Annotated in this window: 15 protein-coding genes; 7 read left to right on the top strand and 8 right to left on the bottom strand. The window is 52.5% G+C overall.

Annotated elements, in window-relative coordinates; translation table 11 throughout:
* Positions 1-34 precede the first annotated feature (34 nt).
* Entirely contained in the window at positions 35-433 is a 399-nt protein-coding gene (locus MVC73_RS01975; protein ID WP_297506434.1) for a DUF2240 family protein, read from the bottom strand.
* Between the two features lie 49 nt (positions 434-482).
* Here MVC73_RS01975 and MVC73_RS01970 point away from each other — a divergent pair, with 49 nt between their 5' ends.
* The 3 genes from MVC73_RS01970 (at position 483) to MVC73_RS01960 (ending at position 3,125) form a co-directional block, all read left to right on the top strand.
* Positions 483-872, top strand: coding sequence for a PaaI family thioesterase (locus MVC73_RS01970; protein WP_297506432.1), 390 nt, complete (start codon positions 483-485; stop codon positions 870-872).
* 3 nt (positions 873-875) lie between these two features.
* Positions 876-2,054 (top strand): MFS transporter, encoded by a 1,179-nt coding sequence (locus MVC73_RS01965; protein WP_297506366.1) that lies wholly within the window; start codon positions 876-878, stop codon positions 2,052-2,054.
* A gap of 87 nt (positions 2,055-2,141) precedes the next feature.
* Entirely contained in the window at positions 2,142-3,125 is a 984-nt protein-coding gene (locus MVC73_RS01960; RefSeq protein ID WP_297506430.1) for an asparaginase, read from the top strand.
* Here the strand turns inward: MVC73_RS01960 and MVC73_RS01955 are convergent.
* Complete coding sequence (locus MVC73_RS01955) at positions 3,117-3,332, bottom strand: hypothetical protein (RefSeq protein ID WP_297506428.1); 216 nt, start codon at positions 3,330-3,332, stop codon at positions 3,117-3,119. The genes MVC73_RS01960 and MVC73_RS01955 overlap by 9 nt on opposite strands.
* An 83-nt stretch (positions 3,333-3,415) precedes the next feature.
* Here MVC73_RS01955 and MVC73_RS01950 point away from each other — a divergent pair, with 83 nt between their 5' ends.
* Complete coding sequence (locus MVC73_RS01950) at positions 3,416-5,728, top strand: PEGA domain-containing protein (RefSeq protein ID WP_297506364.1); 2,313 nt, start codon at positions 3,416-3,418, stop codon at positions 5,726-5,728.
* On the opposite strand, the gene MVC73_RS01945 is transcribed toward MVC73_RS01950, so the two are convergent.
* From MVC73_RS01945 to MVC73_RS01935, 3 genes are all read right to left on the bottom strand, one after another.
* Positions 5,725-5,979, bottom strand: a complete 255-nt coding sequence (locus MVC73_RS01945) for a hypothetical protein (RefSeq protein WP_297506362.1) — start codon at positions 5,977-5,979, stop codon at positions 5,725-5,727. The two genes, MVC73_RS01950 and MVC73_RS01945, sit on opposite strands and share 4 nt — an antisense overlap.
* Positions 5,980-6,030: 51 nt before the next feature.
* Entirely contained in the window at positions 6,031-8,253 is a 2,223-nt protein-coding gene (locus tag MVC73_RS01940) for a DHH family phosphoesterase (protein ID WP_297506426.1), read from the bottom strand.
* A gap of 167 nt (positions 8,254-8,420) precedes the next feature.
* Complete coding sequence (locus tag MVC73_RS01935) at positions 8,421-9,884, bottom strand: S-layer protein (RefSeq protein ID WP_297506424.1); 1,464 nt, start codon at positions 9,882-9,884, stop codon at positions 8,421-8,423.
* A gap of 127 nt (positions 9,885-10,011) precedes the next feature.
* On the opposite strand from MVC73_RS01935, the gene MVC73_RS01930 reads away from it, so the two are divergent.
* Genes MVC73_RS01930 through MVC73_RS01920 form a run of 3 tightly spaced genes read left to right on the top strand, consistent with a single transcriptional unit; the run spans position 10,012 to position 12,224 of the window.
* Complete coding sequence (locus tag MVC73_RS01930) at positions 10,012-10,482, top strand: DUF2391 family protein (RefSeq protein ID WP_297506360.1); 471 nt, start codon at positions 10,012-10,014, stop codon at positions 10,480-10,482.
* Positions 10,483-11,520, top strand: coding sequence for a DUF3226 domain-containing protein (locus MVC73_RS01925; RefSeq protein WP_297506359.1), 1,038 nt, complete (start codon positions 10,483-10,485; stop codon positions 11,518-11,520).
* Positions 11,517-12,224 (top strand): HAD family hydrolase, encoded by a 708-nt coding sequence (locus MVC73_RS01920; RefSeq protein ID WP_297506357.1) that lies wholly within the window; start codon positions 11,517-11,519, stop codon positions 12,222-12,224. The genes MVC73_RS01925 and MVC73_RS01920 overlap by 4 nt, the downstream gene beginning before the upstream one ends.
* A gap of 5 nt (positions 12,225-12,229) precedes the next feature.
* On the opposite strand, the gene MVC73_RS01915 is transcribed toward MVC73_RS01920, so the two are convergent.
* The 3 genes from MVC73_RS01915 to MVC73_RS01905 all read right to left on the bottom strand — a co-directional run bounded on the left by MVC73_RS01915 (position 12,230) and on the right by MVC73_RS01905 (position 15,898).
* Positions 12,230-15,040 carry a DNA polymerase domain-containing protein gene (locus tag MVC73_RS01915; RefSeq protein ID WP_297506422.1) on the bottom strand — a complete coding sequence of 937 codons (2,811 nt, stop codon included), beginning with the start codon at positions 15,038-15,040 and terminating at the stop codon, positions 12,230-12,232.
* Positions 15,041-15,105: 65 nt separating this feature from the next.
* Complete coding sequence (locus tag MVC73_RS01910) at positions 15,106-15,309, bottom strand: hypothetical protein (RefSeq protein ID WP_297506355.1); 204 nt, start codon at positions 15,307-15,309, stop codon at positions 15,106-15,108.
* A 7-nt stretch (positions 15,310-15,316) separates the two neighbouring features.
* Positions 15,317-15,898 (bottom strand): hypothetical protein, encoded by a 582-nt coding sequence (locus tag MVC73_RS01905; protein ID WP_297506353.1) that lies wholly within the window; start codon positions 15,896-15,898, stop codon positions 15,317-15,319.
* Positions 15,899-15,924 lie beyond the last annotated feature (26 nt).

Genomic DNA, 15,924 nt, shown 5'->3' with positions numbered 1-15,924 from the left:
ACCCGGAGAGAGTTCGGCGAACGGGTTAAAATTGTTATACCTCAAGCCTCTCCCTGAACTTCGACATGTCAACCCCCTTCTCCATTCCGAAGAGGTATGCCAGTATCCTCTCGTCGAGGTCGCCGTATCGTTTCTTCAGGGTCTTTATTCCCTCGACGACCTCCAGCTCGCTCCACCCCAGCGAGCGGGCTATGTGGGAAACCATCTCCCCTAGGAGCCTCTCACCGCTCTCCTCCCTCTCAAGGGCCTCAGCCTTTACGATGAGCCTGCCCTCCCTCTCCTCCAGGAGGCCCTCCTCTATCCACTCCGCAATGGCCTTCTTCGCCTCCGAGGGGGACATCTTCCTGAGCCTGAAGGAGAGTATTCCTATCAGCTCGCTCCTCGTGAACTCCGGAGAGCCTTTAACCTTAACAGCCTCCTCAAGCGGATGCATGGCCATCAACCTTTTTACGGCACCAGGATAAATAAAGCTGGTGGTCGCCGTGGAGCAGAGAACCCACAGGCTTGCCTCCGAGAGGCTCGTCGGAAGGCCCTTGAAGATTGGGGAAGGCTACGCCGAGGTCGAGCTTCTGACAACGGAGGAGATGGCCGTCGACGAGTACGGCCTCGTCCACGGGGGGTTTACCTTTGGCTTAGCCGACTACGCCGCGATGCTGGCGGTAAACGAGCCTACCGTCGTCCTTGGAAAGGCCGAGGTGAGGTTTCTGAAGCCCGTAAAGGCAGGTGAACTGCTCACCGCTAGGGCAGAAGTAAGGGAAGACCTCGGGAGAAAGAAGGTGGTGTGGGCGGAAGTTTTTAATGAAAGGGACGAAAAGGTCTTCGAGGGAGCCTTCCACTGCTACGTCCTCGAAAAGCACGTCCTGGAGCGTTAGGCCATGTCCGAGCGCAAAGTCCTCGGAGTAAGCTGGACGGTCTTCATCCTCGGTATAGTCAGCTTCCTCAACGACATGAGCAGTGAGATGATAAACCCGGTCATCCCCAGCTACCTCACCGACGTCCTCAGAACCGGGGAACTGCTCAGTGGCTCGGTCATGGGCGCGATAGAGAGCATGAGCTCCCTCTTTAAAGTCATCTTTGGCTACTTCAGCGACCGCTTTAGGAAGAGGAAGGCCTTTGTTCTGGCAGGCTACACTCTATCAACCCTTGCTAAAGGCTCGCTGGCCTTTACAAGGCACTGGTGGGATTTTCTAACCATTAGGGCGCTCGATAGGATTGGCAAAGGCATAAGGACAGCACCGAGGGATGCACTCATAGCCGAGTCGAGCGAGAAGGGAAAGAGCGGTAAATCCTTCGGCTTCCACAGAATGATGGACACCCTTGGGGCAGTTGCGGGTCCTCTCGTTGCCATAGCCCTCATAGAGCTCCTCAAGGAACTGCCCAAGGGGACGATGTACCGCTACCTCTTCCTCCTCTCGGCGGTGCCGGGACTTCTCTCGCTGTTCGTGATAGTCCTCTTTATCAGGGAGAGGGGAGGAAATGCCAAGAAGAAAATCAGCGGGATTTCAACCCTGAGGAGCAGGGAGCTGCAGCTCTTTTTGGCGGCCGCCGCGGTTGGTGCCCTCGGGAGGTACAGCTACGCCTTCACGCTCTGGAAGGCAGAGGAGCTCGGCCTTACTGTGGTGCAGGGCATAGCCTTCTACGCCCTCTTCAACCTCATCTACGCACTCTCCGCCTATCCCCTCGGCGTCGTCTCTGACAGCTTCGGCAAGAAGAGGCTCATAACCATTGGCTTTCTCGTTGCCTCTCTGGCCTCTCTGGCGTTCGCCTACGCCCACGACATACACACACTCCTCCTGGCCTTCGTCCTCTACGGAGTTTACATAGCCATAGAGGACACCGTCCCGAGGGCATACATGGCCGATATTGCAAAGGGCTACGAGAAGGGGACGGTAATCGGGGCCTATCACACGGTCTTCGGCGTTTTCGTCTTTCCTGCCTCGGTCATAGCCGGCTACCTCTGGCAGGCCCGCTCCCTGGAATGGGCCTTCCTATACTCCGCCCTGGTGAACCTCCTCGCTTTTGTCATGATGCTCTTTATTCGGGGTGAAAAATGACAGTTGTTTAAATTTTATCCCGGAATTCCACCCATTCATTGTCAAAAAGACTAAAAGGAGTTGGGACAATTAGGGACGGTGGGGGCGTTGAGGATTCTCATCATTGGGACCGGGGGAACAATAGCCAGCGCGAGAACCGAGAAAGGTTACAAAGCCAAACTGAGCGTCGACGAGATACTGAGCCTTGCCGGCATTGAAAAGACCGATGGAGTTAAAATAGACACGGAGGACGTTCTGAACCTTGACAGCACGCTCATTCAGCCCGAGGACTGGGTTACCATCGGAAAGGCCGTCTTCAGGGCCTTCGGGGAGTACGACGGCATCGTGATAACCCACGGAACCGACACCCTCGCCTACACCTCCTCCGCGCTGAGCTTCATGCTGGGGAACGTTCCAGTCCCGGTGGTTCTGACGGGCTCTATGCTTCCCATAACCGAGCCCGGGAGCGACGCCCCTAGAAACATCAAAACCGCGCTCACCTTCGCGGTTAAAGGTTTCCCCGGAATCTACGTGGCATTCATGGACAAGATAATGCTCGGGACGAGGGTTTCCAAGGTTCACTCCCTCGGCCTGAACGCCTTCCAGAGCATCAACTACCCGGACGTTGCCTACGTAAAGGGGGATGACGTTATCGTGAGGCACAGGCCGGCCCTACCATCGGGAGAGCCCTCCTTCGACCCCAGAATAGAGCCCAATGTTACCTACCTCCGCCTAACGCCGGGCCTCTCGCCGGAGGTCTTCCTGACGGTTGCCGGAAGGAGTGAAGGGATTGTGCTTGAGGGCTATGGTGCGGGAGGAATTCCCTACAGGGGCAGAAACCTCCTCGGGGCCGTTTCCAAGGTTGCAGGAGAAAAGCCCGTGGTCATGACGACGCAGGCGCTGTACGGTGGCGTTGACCTGACCCGCTACGAAGTCGGCAGGAGAGCCCTTGAAGCCGGCGTAATCCCCGCTGGAGACATGACGAAGGAGGCAACGCTCACAAAGCTCATGTACGCTCTGGGACACACGAAGAGCGTTGAGAAGGTTAGGGAAATAATGGGGAAGAACCTCGCCTGCGAGATTTCAACCTGAGAGCTTTTCTATCTCCTCGTCCCCCAGAAGGAGGGGTCTCTTGGACTCCATGACGTAGCTCAGCTCCCACTTCACCTCCCCGCGGTTCATGAGCTCGGCGTAGCGCCTCGCCTTCTCCTCGGCCTCCTCGATGCTCGATGCCTCAACGATCCTCCTGACGTACCACTTCCTGTCTCCAAAGCGTAGCTTGAATTCGGCAAGGAACATCGGCACCACCGTTTTCTTCTCTAATAGAAACATTTAAAACTATAATGGACTCCTAGGGTTTGGATGTACGAGGTGATGAGGTTATGAATATTAGACGGATAGTTCTAACCATTATTTTACTTCACATCATATCTTTTGGTTATGTCTCAGGAGTCAGCCCTAAAGACGAAGTGACAGTTACAGGATACGCTGTTAACAATAAGACACCAGCCCTAGTGATGGAACAGAATGGGAATTATGGCTTGCTTATCTTCCTCTTTGACAATACAAACACTTGGTCCCTTATCCAGTTGGACGATGATATGAATCTCATTCCCCTTCGGGTATACCGTGCTTCTGAGCCAAAAGGCTATACAATCTATCCTTCCTCAATCATCCCTTATGATGAAGGGTTTTTAATTGCAGGTGCCATAGATTCTGGAAACATTCATTCAAATTTTCACGGAGGGTTCTGGGTAGCTTATCTCAACAAAAAAGGGGATATTCTATGGGAGAGGGCTTACTTAACCCGTTCTACATCGTCTATCTCAAAGGTGCTCGTTGATAAATTCACGGGGAAAATTTTGCTGGTAGGTAGTGGATCCTTTTACTCTGGTAGTGATGGATTCATTGGGATTTTCAACCCAGAAACCCGAAAGCTTGAGAGGCTCGTTGCTATTGGTGGTCTTTACGCCGATGGAATTGATGCCGTTCTGGTTCTCAAGAACTCGTACATTGTAGTGGGAAGTTCTTGGAGTCTAGGCGATACTCAGGGGAAAGTCTTCATTTTGAAGTTCACAAAGGATCTTAGCATTCTGAACTCGATTGCATACACTCTCCTTGATGGCGGCACTCCCGTAAGGTCAGCTGACTGGTGGACAATTAATGCAAGCTACTCTAACAATACGATTAAGCTCTTTGGAGAGTTCCTCGTTAAAAAGTACAGCCCCGTGAGGACTACCCTTCAGAAAAGCGGATTATGGTGGATGACCATTGATAAGAACCTTAACCCCATTTATTATTCATTTAAGGAAGCTATCGTTAACTCCAGCCCCATTGAGCTTGGTTATTCCGGTGTCCTCACCCTGTATCATTTACCGGTTGCCAACGAATCTCTGATAGTGTCTGGGATCTACAAGAACTATGAGAGATTTTTTGTAGGGTGGATTCACAATAGCTCTATAGACGGCTATTTTGTTAACGTTAACCGCTCTCCCGTAACTTACTATCCCTCAACCATTCCCCCATTCACCTCTGTTTTCAGCATGGACAATTCCCTAGTTCTCTTATTAACTGCTACACGATACTCAGATACGAACTTCAAGATATACAATCCCCTTCTAGCCATCAGGATTCCCTACACCAAGCTCCATAACCCTTCAGAACTGAGCAAGAGCTTCCTCTATGGAGGAAACTTTTCGATACAGCTACGGAATACGGGTTTCAGGATTAAGGCAGGCAGATATATTGCCCCTTATAACATAAAACTTCTCAACGTTGAGATGCATCCCGGAAATATCAGCATTGTTCCTGTTGATTCTGCCTTGAACCTTGTTGAACTCAGAAATCCAAAACCAATGGTTGAGGTAGAAATAATCCGGGGAAAAAATTCACAATTTCCAAAAGATGCGTCAATTTACGTAGACAACACTAAAATTAACGTTAGCTCAGTGACTACTCTATACCTCCTTCCCGGAACACACAATGTTACTGTAACCCGTCCCGGTTTCATATCCCACACGGAGAAGATTCACTTACAGGCGTTTGTTAGTTATGGTTTTCATGTCGATGTTCTTGCGTCATTTTTGCGGCTTTCTGTTTCTCCAAAAAACGCCACTATAAAGATAATATGCCCAATATCCTATAGACCAACCTACAAGTTCACATTTAACCTTACACCCGAGACAAGGGGAATAATATTGCCAACTAGCTACCACTGCCTTGTTACTGCCATTAAAGATGGTTACGTTCCCCAATCAAAGAAGATATGGACTTTTGGTGCTATTAACTTAACATTCAACCTTAGGCCCGAGCCCGCTACTCTGGTAATATCAAGCAACCCATCAGCAAGGGTGCTGATAAATGGGAAGATGTACAATATAACCCCCCTAACTGTTACCCTTAATCCCGGAAATTACAGTGTAGTCCTGTCACGGGAGGGCTACCAGAACTACTCCATGAACATAACCCTCGATCCTGGAGAGACCAGAAAACTGGACATCACTCTCACCCCGGTGACGCCATCCACAACAAGCTCGATGAATACATCTTCATCCGTTACTCATGACAAAACCTCAAGCGCCCCAGCTCAAAACATGGGTACACAACCGTTAAACGAGAAAAGAAACATATGTGGGCCTGCCTTTATAGGAATACTGGCCCTCCTAGTGCTGATGGTTGGGAAGAGAGAAACCTAGGGCTCCACCGCCAGGTAAACGCCATCCCTCTCGAAGGCCTCGAAGACCTTTCCCCCTTCCTTCGTCTTCAGCTCGACGAGAACCTTCTCTGGAGTCTTTTCTACCTCTACCTCAACCTTCCTCGTGCTCAAAACCTGTATGAAAGCATCCCCCAGCCTTTCGAACTCAAAAACGAGTGCATCGTCTTCCCAGCGGTGGCCCCTGTAGGAGACCCCGCCCATCCTGAAGGTAACTTCGAGAACTATCTTCATGCAAATTCCTCCGTTTCTCCTATTTCTCCGGGAGGGTTAAAAAGGTTGGGATTAGGCCCTTTTCAGCCTGACCACCTGCTTCGCGAACTCCTCTAAGACCTCCTTGCGCATGCCCTCGAAGAATTTAATAGAGCCCGCGTAGCTGTGGCCGCCGCCCTCTATTCCCGCACTCGGGAGCTTCTCCTGGAGCCTTGGGATTATCTCGTTGAGGTCGAAGTTGTAAGCGGCCATTCCGTCGCTGGCCCTCACAACGGCGAAGTCCGGGCCGTAGGCGAGCGTCAGGATTGGACTGTCCTCGCCGTACTTCTCCTTGAAGTGGTCGTGGATGAGTCCGCTTAACTTGCCCGGCGATGGATAGCTGAACTTAGGCGCGAAGAGTTCCACGTCTATCGTGTTGAACCTTATGCCGTTCGGAAGGACGACGCTCTTGACGTGCGGCAGAGAAGCTTTGAGGGCCTTCTCCTGCTTCTCTTTAACCTCGGGGTAGATGGCATTTATCAGCTCGCGGTGCCTCTGGAGGTTGCCGGTGAGGAGGAGAATCTCGTCGATGATTCCGTGCCCGTCCATGAACTTCCAGAAGTAGGCCTCGTGGTCTATTACTTCGGCTATCTTCTTCAAATCCTCCTCTGTTAAGCCTTTGGCCTTCTTGGCTATCTCGAGGTACTGGTAGAACTCTGGAGCCTTACTCCTGTCGCCGGTTCCGGCTATTGCCGGCAGGTGCTTTATCCTGTCCTCCACCTCGGGGTTGATGAACCTTGCCACTTCGGTTGCCAGCATTCCAGCGGTAAGTTCGTAGTAACCTCTCTTCACGTGGTGGGGATTGACGTGGACGTCAACGTATTCATCGACCTTGGCTTTACCTTCGCTCACCCACTCGCGCGGATCGTGGTGGTCTATGACGACGATAGGAACTCCGTAGGCCCTTATGCGCTTGTAAGCCGGAATGTCCTCGCTGGTTCCGCCGTTGTCAACTATGACAACCAGCGGGAGGGGATCACCGAACTTCTCGTGGTCCTCGACCATGAAGATAATGTCCTTGAGAACATCCTCAAGCTCGTAGAAGGGTGCCCTGCTAGGTCTGCGCTTGAAGAGCTTCCATCTTGCCTGTGGATCGGGCGAAACCTGCTCGATGAGCGGGACTATAGCGTACTCAAGAGCCAAACCGGAGGTGTAGCCGTCGGTATCGGCGTGGTGCCGTAGTAGGATGGGCCTTCCCTCGAAGATTGCCCTCCTTATCATGAACGCGGCCTTCATAATCTTGGGTTTGAGCTTCTCTAAAACCTCGCTCTCAACGAGGAAGCCAACGTCTTTGGGCTGGGCACGCTTGTCCAGCTCGGCCTCTATCTGCTGTTTAACCCTCGCTGCATCCGGTCCCCAGAGCCTCGCCATGTCGCTGACCTCTATCTGTATCTCGCCCGAGTGGAAGGCTATCTTGCCTATTATCTCCACGATGTCGCCGACGTTTATGTTCGGATAAGCCCTCACTCCCGGTGCCTCAAAGGCAGCGGCCCAGGTTATTCCGGTTCCGTCTGTTATTGTGAAGACTGTTGGACCGCCGGTAACCTGTATCTGCGTCACCTTCCCCTGTATCCTTACCGTTTTGCCCGCCATGTCCTTGTTGAGGTCTTTGATGAGCGTCACCGGGAGTTCCTTCTTAACCACGACGGTCTTGTAGTGCCTGAGGGCCGATTCGATGAGGTCAACCTCCCTCTTGTCCGGCCTCACGTCGAGAACCTGAACTACTATCTCCTGCCCGGGAACGTAGTCCCTGCCACCGAGAAGGTCTTTCCTCTTGATTAAACCAACCACGTGCGGGTTGAGCTTGACAAAAACGCCAAAGCGCTCCACCCTGTCTATCGTGCCCTTGTAAAGGCTCCCTATCTCAACGTCCTCGTAGTCGCAGGTCTTGTCGAGTATGAAGACCACCTTGTACTTCCTCAGACAGTCGGGGCAGACCCACGTGGTCTCCATACCCGGCTCCCAGGGGCCCTTGATTTTACCGCAGATGTCGCAGGCGAGAACTTTTCCGGTTCCGCCACACGTTGGGCAGGTGTCGTAAACCGGGACAGTTCCCTTTCCGTGGCATTCTGGACAGGGTATCTCGTCAACCTCGTCCTCGACTCCGAGGTGGTCAAGGTTACGGTAGCCCTTCAGCTTGTCACCTATCTTGAAGTCAGCGGGAACGTAGCCCCATCCCTCGCAAACGGGGCACTCCTTCTCACCCACCTTTACCTTTCCGGTTCCATGACACTCGGGACACTCCTTTACCACCATAAGCATCACCCAAAAACGCCTCTCTCCCTCAAGCCTAAACCGAGGGTCGGCTTATAACCTTTCCCTTGTTTCCTTGCACTGGTGAACCAAAAAATTTATCAGTAAAAAAGAATTACTCAGGGCGAAATTCACCCTTCGAGCTAAAATAAGGGGATAAAATAAGGGGCTCAAATGCCCTCCATGAACTCTTCTACGGCCTTAGCCGTCTCGCGGTAGGTCTTACCGGCCAGTATTACGACCTTGTAGCTGGCGTTGTAGGGGTTCGGGAGCTCAGCCACTATGTAGCCCTTGCTCTCAAGCTCGTTCTTCAGCTCGTTTATCTTTGCCGAGCCGTAAACTCCCTCTAAAAGTTTCCAGGCCTTGTTGCTGACCCAACCACCGATGATTATGACATTCTTGTCGCTTGGGAGCTTCTGAAGGGCCGTATCGTTGATTATGAAACTGTTGACGTCGTTTGTAGCCACGACCGTTGGGACGTCGACTTTCACCCTCTTCTTGAGCATAACTGTTCTGACGAAGCGGTAGCCGAGGACGCCAACTATGACGCCACCGTTCTTCGTCCTGTTGAAGACCGGGACTATAGAGAGGCCCCAGGACTGTATAGGTATTTCAAGGCGCGCGCCCGAACCTATGAACACCGGCTCAAAGGTAGTGTTGGCCTTCACGTGGAGGTACAGCACGTAGAGGTTGTCCTGCGGGTCTATGTCCCACACCCACTGCCCGCTGTAGACCTCACCGTCGTGGTACTCCCTCTCCTTCTCGTAGAACCAGTAGCTGTAGATGACGGACTTTATCTCGTTGACGCCTATGAAGAAGCTCGTTGGGGTAAAGACGACCATCTGGACGACTCCGTTCTTGAGGAGCTCGTTAATCCTGACGCTCGGATAGGTGTCGTATTCCTCGTAATCCTCGTTGCCCTTGGCGTCGAGGTACATCAGGTAGTACTTGCCCTTGAGCATGGGCTTGAGCTTGAGCACACCGCTCGGATAGCTGACCTCGACAAGGGCGCTACTCTGGTTGATGTTTATGTCTATGAAGTGTATGCTCCAGCTACCAAAAGTTATCGTGTCACCTATGGAGCTCATGTTCCCGTCGCCGGACTGATAGGAATAGAAGTACATGTAATCTGTCCCGTTGACGGTGTTGTAGACGACCCTGTAGTTGCCCCCAATGTTGAGGGGGGTGGTGTTCTCGTTGAAGACTATCTCAACGCTTCTGTCCATGAACTCGGCCATGTGCTTCGTGGAGTTGTACCTCACCCTGTCGAAGTTGACCCTCAGAACGATTGTCTTTCCAATGGGCCGGCTCCCAAGGGGCAGTCCGAGATCCGGCATGTCCCTGGAAGTCAGAACGTAGCTCTGGTTCTCGTCCTTGATGAGGATGCTGTGGTATTCAACTGGAACCTCTACCGTCTGATAGTGGGGGTTCGTGACGATTCCCTTGAGGACGAGGAAGGCCCCGAGCCTCGAACCCGCTATTGCGTCCTCGTTGATGTGGAGCGGAACGTTGCTGACGACCTTGGTTGTGGGTAGCACTATCACCGTGTTGGCGGAGTTGAAGGTAACGGCGCCGGCAGTGGAGAGCATCAGAAACGAAAGGAGAACGGCCAGTGCCCCGGCAAACTTTTTCATAGCTATCACCTTATCATATGACCGCGTCAACATTTATAACCCTTCCCGAGAAAGGGAGAGCGCGATGATGAGTGAATCCAATGCTGACGGGATGATGAACCCCATACCTGAGCAAGAGGTTGGGGAAATGGGAGAGATCCGGGAGAGGCTTGAGGAGATAGGCCTCGAACTCGAACGCCTGCGGAAGGCCGAGGAAAGTAAATCGCTCCCCGACAGACTTGGCTGGGACGACATCGCCCAGGAGATAATCGGCGCGGTGACCTTTGCCCTTCCGTTCCTCTTCACCGGCGAGGTCTGGGACGTGGCCAAGGACATCTCCATCGAGCGCTCCCTCATAATATTCCTCCTCACCCTCCTGCTCGCCTACCTGTTCCTCGCCAAATCACGTATAGGGAACATAAAGCGCGAGGAGGTGTTCCACGTCCCCAAGAGGCTTCTGACGGTGGCTTCAATATCCTACGCCGTCTCGGCGTTTCTCATATACCTCTACGGTATAAACTCCATAGCGAACTTCACAGGGGAGCAGTTCGTTAACGCCACCGTCATAATAAGCACCTTCGCCGTTATAGGGGCGATAACCGTTGACATGGTGAAGTGAATGAGGATTGTAACCGGAAACAGGTTTGAGGAGTTTGCCGACGAGAGGGCAGTCCTCTTCCCGGAATACAGAAAGAACCGGGACGAGCTGATAGACTTTGCCGATTCCCTCAGGGGAGACGAGACAGTCGTGACCTCAAGCCTTGAGGTTGTTGACCTTCTCTCGGAGCGCTTCAGGAGGGGAGAGGATAACGTCCTGATATACTCGGACACAGGGAAGGCCCTAACCCTGAAGGAGGTCTACGAACTCAGGAAATACCTCGACTTTGACGTCAGGGGAGGGTTCTCTGGGGAGGAGGCAGGGACAAGCGTTCTCTTCGTCGAGGGAAAGACCGATGCAAAGTTCTTCAAAGCCGTGTTTAAGAAACTCTTCGAGTTCAGGGAGAGCAGAAAAGCCCCAAGGGCGTTGAGATTCGTCGAGAGGGTCTTTGAGCGGGATAACTTCGACCTGCTGAGGAGGGAATCCGACGGCGTTTTCCTTGCCGTAATCCCGAGCGAGGGAAACTCAGGGGTCATAAGAAACCTTGGAAACTTTCTCAGGGCGATGGAGGTTTTCAACTTTTCTGTCGAGAGAATAGGGGTTGCCATTGACGTTGACGAGGATAGGGAGAGCGCTGTCGCTTCAATAACGGGAAAGCTCTCGAACTTCAGGCACGAGAAAACGGCCTTCGGCTACCTCGTGGGCGGTACAGAGGTTGTTCCACTCATAATAGGCCTTCCCTTCGAGGATGAAACCATAGAATGGAAGAAACCGACGGTCGAAGACCTCATGCTACACCTCATAGAGAGGGAAGGCCTCCTTGAGAGGATTAAGCCGGGTATCAAGGCCCTCAACGAGAGCCTCGGGAGAAAGCTGAAGCCGAAGGAAGTTATGTATCTAGCCCTCTCGGCCTACGGCCACTGGGGCAACCTTGAGGGCTTCTACGAGCTCTTCGTCATGCGCTCCAGATTTAGAAACCTGAAGTCCATTCTCAGGGAAGCGGGCCTCATGGAGGGCCTCCAACGCCTCGCATGGGCTGAGGGGAGGGGGAGGAGATGAAGCTGGTGTCCTTCGATGTCTGGAATACCCTCCTCGACATAAACGTCATGCTCGACGCACTCGCGGTCGAGCTCTCGAAGCTTATGGGTGTCTGTATAGTAGACGTGGTCGAGGGAATAATGCTGGCGAGAGGAACGCTGAAGGGCATGCGCGCCAGGGGCGAAGGTAACCCGCGCAGGGCGCTGGAGGAGAGTCAGGAGCTCCTCGCGGGCCTCTTCGAGGTTGATGTTGAGCTCGTCAAGAGGGCCTCTGCCAGGGCGGTGCTGAAGGTTGGCGACGAAATAGTCCTCCCCGGGGCCAAGAAAGCTCTGGAGGGCGTCAAAAGGAAAGGACTGAAGGTTACCGTCACGGGCAACGTCATGTTCTGGCCCGGCTCATACACGAGGCTCCTGCTGGAGAGGTTCGGCCTTATGGACTACGTGGACAAGACCTTCTTCGCGGATGAGGTTTTAGCGTACAAACCGATGCCCGAGATGTTCGAAAAAACGCTCAAGGCCTTCAACGTTGAGCCCGAAGAGGCCATCCACATCGGCGACACAAAGGCGGAAGACTTCGAAGGTGCTTTAAGGGCCGGTCTATGGGCGGTCTGGATAAATCCGGAAGCGGAAGGAGTGAGGAGAATCCACGAGAGGGGCTTTGAGGTGCCGAGCGTTGAAGGGATTTTGGAGGTGCTGGAGAAAATGGGGAGTGGAGAGGGCGAGTAAATCTTTCACTTCTTCCCCATTCCGAGCCAAGCGCCAAGCCCCACCTGCCTCGTCTTCTGGTAGCGTAAGTCCTCCTTACGGTAACCAAAGGCCTTAAGAATCCTCTCGACAGCGGGCAGAACTTGGTTCTCGATGTAGTATTCTGCATCGTACTTGTGCTTCGTCGGGTCGAATTCATCGAAGGGTATTGCTCTATCTCCAATCCTTCCCGAGCCCTTGAGCACGATGTAGCTTATGACCGTCCCGGGCCGGATTTTTATTCCCCTCGCGGCGAGGCGTTTTGCAACGGCCACATGCGGTCCGGTGGCCTTGTAGTCCTTCAGATCACGGGTTATCTGCTCGTGGATGACGAGCTTCTCGGGCGGAACCTCGTACTTGCTCAGCTTCTCCGTTACCTCTTTGACAATCCTAACTGCCTCCTCGACGTCACCGTGCTTGAGTATAGCCTCAAGAACCCTCGCCTGAGTCTCCTTCGCTATCTCGCTCCAGTCACGCCTGACTATTTCAAGCCCGCGCGTCGTTATCTTGTCCTCCTCGTCTATAACCGCGTACTTCTTCTTGGTCACGAAGAAACCGCGCTTGTAGAAGCCCTCGTATTCGAGTTCGAGCAGGCCGGGCAGTTTGGCGTTAATGTACTTTAGAAACTCTCTGGCCTTCTTTTTGACGGTTTCGGCATCTGCTCCGGGAATTGTGGCAAAAAAACCGTCGGTGTTGTGAACGAGTATCCCGTTGGCAAAGAACCTGTGAGTTCCTTCAACTTCAATGTCATAGACGTATCCGTCATAGGAGATTTCTTCAATCCTCGATGGATTTCTGAGCCCAACCTCCTGCAACTCGCGGGATGCAATGGTTATCAGTTTCATGTCGGGAGTTTTGAGAATATCAACGGGTTTTATCTCCAAGTATTCTCCATCTAAGTGGCCAATGAGCGAGTGATCCTCTGTAACGTCCAGATACCAGTTGTTAGTCAGCCAGACGCGGTAAATTTTTTTGTCGGTCCTGTGTCTCATGACGTACGGAACCTTCTTCCAAACGAGTCTACCCCTCTTGTCGAGTGTCAGTGCCTCAACCCCACTGAGAACGCAGTATTCTTTCTCACCAACTCTGTAATCAACGCGCTCAAAGAGTCTCTCGATTGGAACGAACTTAATCCTGCCGTTTCTTCTGATGATAACCTCGGTGTCTCCTGTGACGCTATCCGCGTAAAGCACTTTAAAGCCAAATTTCTCCTCTATCTCCCTTATCGTGGTCTCAATGTATTCCCTGCCCCAAGCGGTAACGCTCTCGGCGCACTCCCTGCAGTACCAACGTGCTTTCGCATAGCCGTAGTAACCATAGAAACTATTTGCCAGGATCTTGATAGCCCGCTGCCTGTAATCGAGGAGCTTCCTCTCAACGGGGTCTATCGTTGCCTTCATCTTCCTCTTTATCTTCTGCCTCTCCTCCAAAAGGTCGCCGAGAAGGCTTGGAATGAATCCCGGAAAGTCCTTGCAGAACTTATGTCCAACCTGTGGTGCCACGTCGTATTCCCTACAGCCTTCCCTGTTGAGCGTATCCGGCGAAACATTGTGGGTGATGATTATCGAGGGGTACAAAGAGCGAAAATCTAGATACACAATATTGGCCCATAATCCGCGTTCTGGTTCCTTGACGTATCCACCCGCGTAGCTCTCCCTTCTCCTCGCCAGCTCCCTCTCATCGGGCTTGTTTGGTGCAAGCTCGTTCCTCTCGTAGGCCTTTCTCAGGAGAAACCACTCGACGAGGTTTCCGGTGCTTGAGCGCGACACATCCCAGAGGCTCTGGCCTATGAGCCTCGAAAGTTGCGCCTCCATCGGGAAGAACTCCTTTCCAAGCTCAAAAGTTACCTTGGCATCTTCCATCGAGTAGCGGGCTACCCTTTCCAAACCTTCCCCGCTCTCCCAGGCCTGTGCTATCTCCTCCGCGTAGACCTTCTCCTTCGGCTTCCCAAAGATGGCCTCATAGACCGCCTCAAGGGTGTAGGTTGGTAAGTTGATGGTCCTCCTTATGACGGGGTACAGGTCGAAGTGAATCCTTCCCTTGACTTCAACGGCGAAGCGGTCGCCCATCCTCTGGATTTTCGGCTCGCTACCGTCCCTCCCGAGGGTGAAGTTGATGCCGAGCTTTTCACAGCGCTTTTTCAGATAGGCGAAGTCGAAGTTGTCGCCGTTGTAAGTTATGAGCACATCGGGGTCCTTCTCCTTGACAACGCGCAGAAAGCGCTTTATCATCTCCCTCTCGGTGGAGACGACGTCAACGTAGGGCAAATCAACCTTCTTCCAGGTAATAACGCGCGCCCCCTCCTCGTCGGCGTAGCTTATCATCAGGATAGGCCCTTCGGCGAACTCCTCGCCCTCGTGGTAGAGCGTCTCGATGTCGAAGGCGAGCATTTTGAGTTCCTCATCGCCCTCCATTGGGATGAGGCCCTTATCAATGAGGTAGCGCTTCGCGAAGGGGATGTCGTACTCGTAGATGTCTATGACAGCAGGATGTTCCCTTATCTTGTCCCTGATTGCCGGGACATCTTGGGGATGGGTGAAGTAGAGCTTCCAGACCTCTATCGGCCTGCCGAGGAACTTCTTCTCAACCTTCTCGGCGCGCTTTACCTTGACAACCGTCCCGCGCCTGCTGGCTGTTATCTTCTTGACATCCTCAATTGCAGAGTCGTCCTTCAAGAGGGCGTAGAAGTAGGGCTCGAAGTTTCTATCGTATTCAATCTTGAACTCACCGTTTTCTTTCTTGAAAATCCTTATAACGGGCTTTCCATCCTCGGTTATGTAGTCTGTGTCGAGGATCATGAGGAACACCAAGAGAAGTTTAAGACTGCATCCTAATAAACCTCACTAGGACACTCGGACTCACTTCAAGACGTTGGCGAAGAGCGGGAGGATTTTGGCCGTTTCTTAAGCTCGCCCTTCAGCCTAAGGTACTCCTCCTTCGTGAGCGGGAAGTCTTTAGCGGCTTGCAGGAAGGAGTTAACGAGCTTGACCTGTTGTCTGAACACCTCATCCGGGTTCTCCTTCAGCTTTCTCACGTAGAGCCGTATAAAGGCTAGTCTTTCCTCCATATCACGTTTAGAACGGGACTTCAACTCCGAGCCTCTTTGCGTACTCATCCAGAGCCCTCCAGTTCAGGTAGTCCTTAAACATCTCGTATAGGAAAACGGCGTCTTCTATGTCCTTATCGCTCCCAAGGTAAAGTTTGTAGGCGATTTGAAGTTCTATAGGGGAAATATAGAGGGTTTCGTCATTCAGCCTGAGGGGGATTCTCTTCTTTAAAGCCTCTTCATGAAAACTATCCTTTGGAAACTTGATTTCCGCGTTAGGTATTATCTCGCCCTTTCTGACCATCCTGATCCCCATCTTCTCTTCAAGCATTTCGTAGAGGCCTCCGCAGTCTTCAGGATTTAAAAACTCAAAACCTGCGTTCAGGGCCTCCCTGCACATGGCCACGAATCTCTCTTTAGATACCCGCTCCACTACAAAGTCTACATCCTCCGTACCCCTCGAGCGGCCGAAGAGTATGGTTACGTAACCTCTGACTATCACGTAGTTTGCATGCCTCTCTATGAAGTGCACAACATCAAGAACGAATCTGTCCAAGTCGCTGAGCTCCCTTGAAATCCTTATTCCCCCTTTTCCGACCTCAATTCCCATTGACACACCACTATATGTCCATTCTC

Source organism: Thermococcus sp. (assembly GCF_027052235.1).
Taxonomy (GTDB): domain Archaea; phylum Methanobacteriota_B; class Thermococci; order Thermococcales; family Thermococcaceae; genus Thermococcus.
This window is presented reverse-complemented; position numbering and strand designations above follow the sequence as displayed.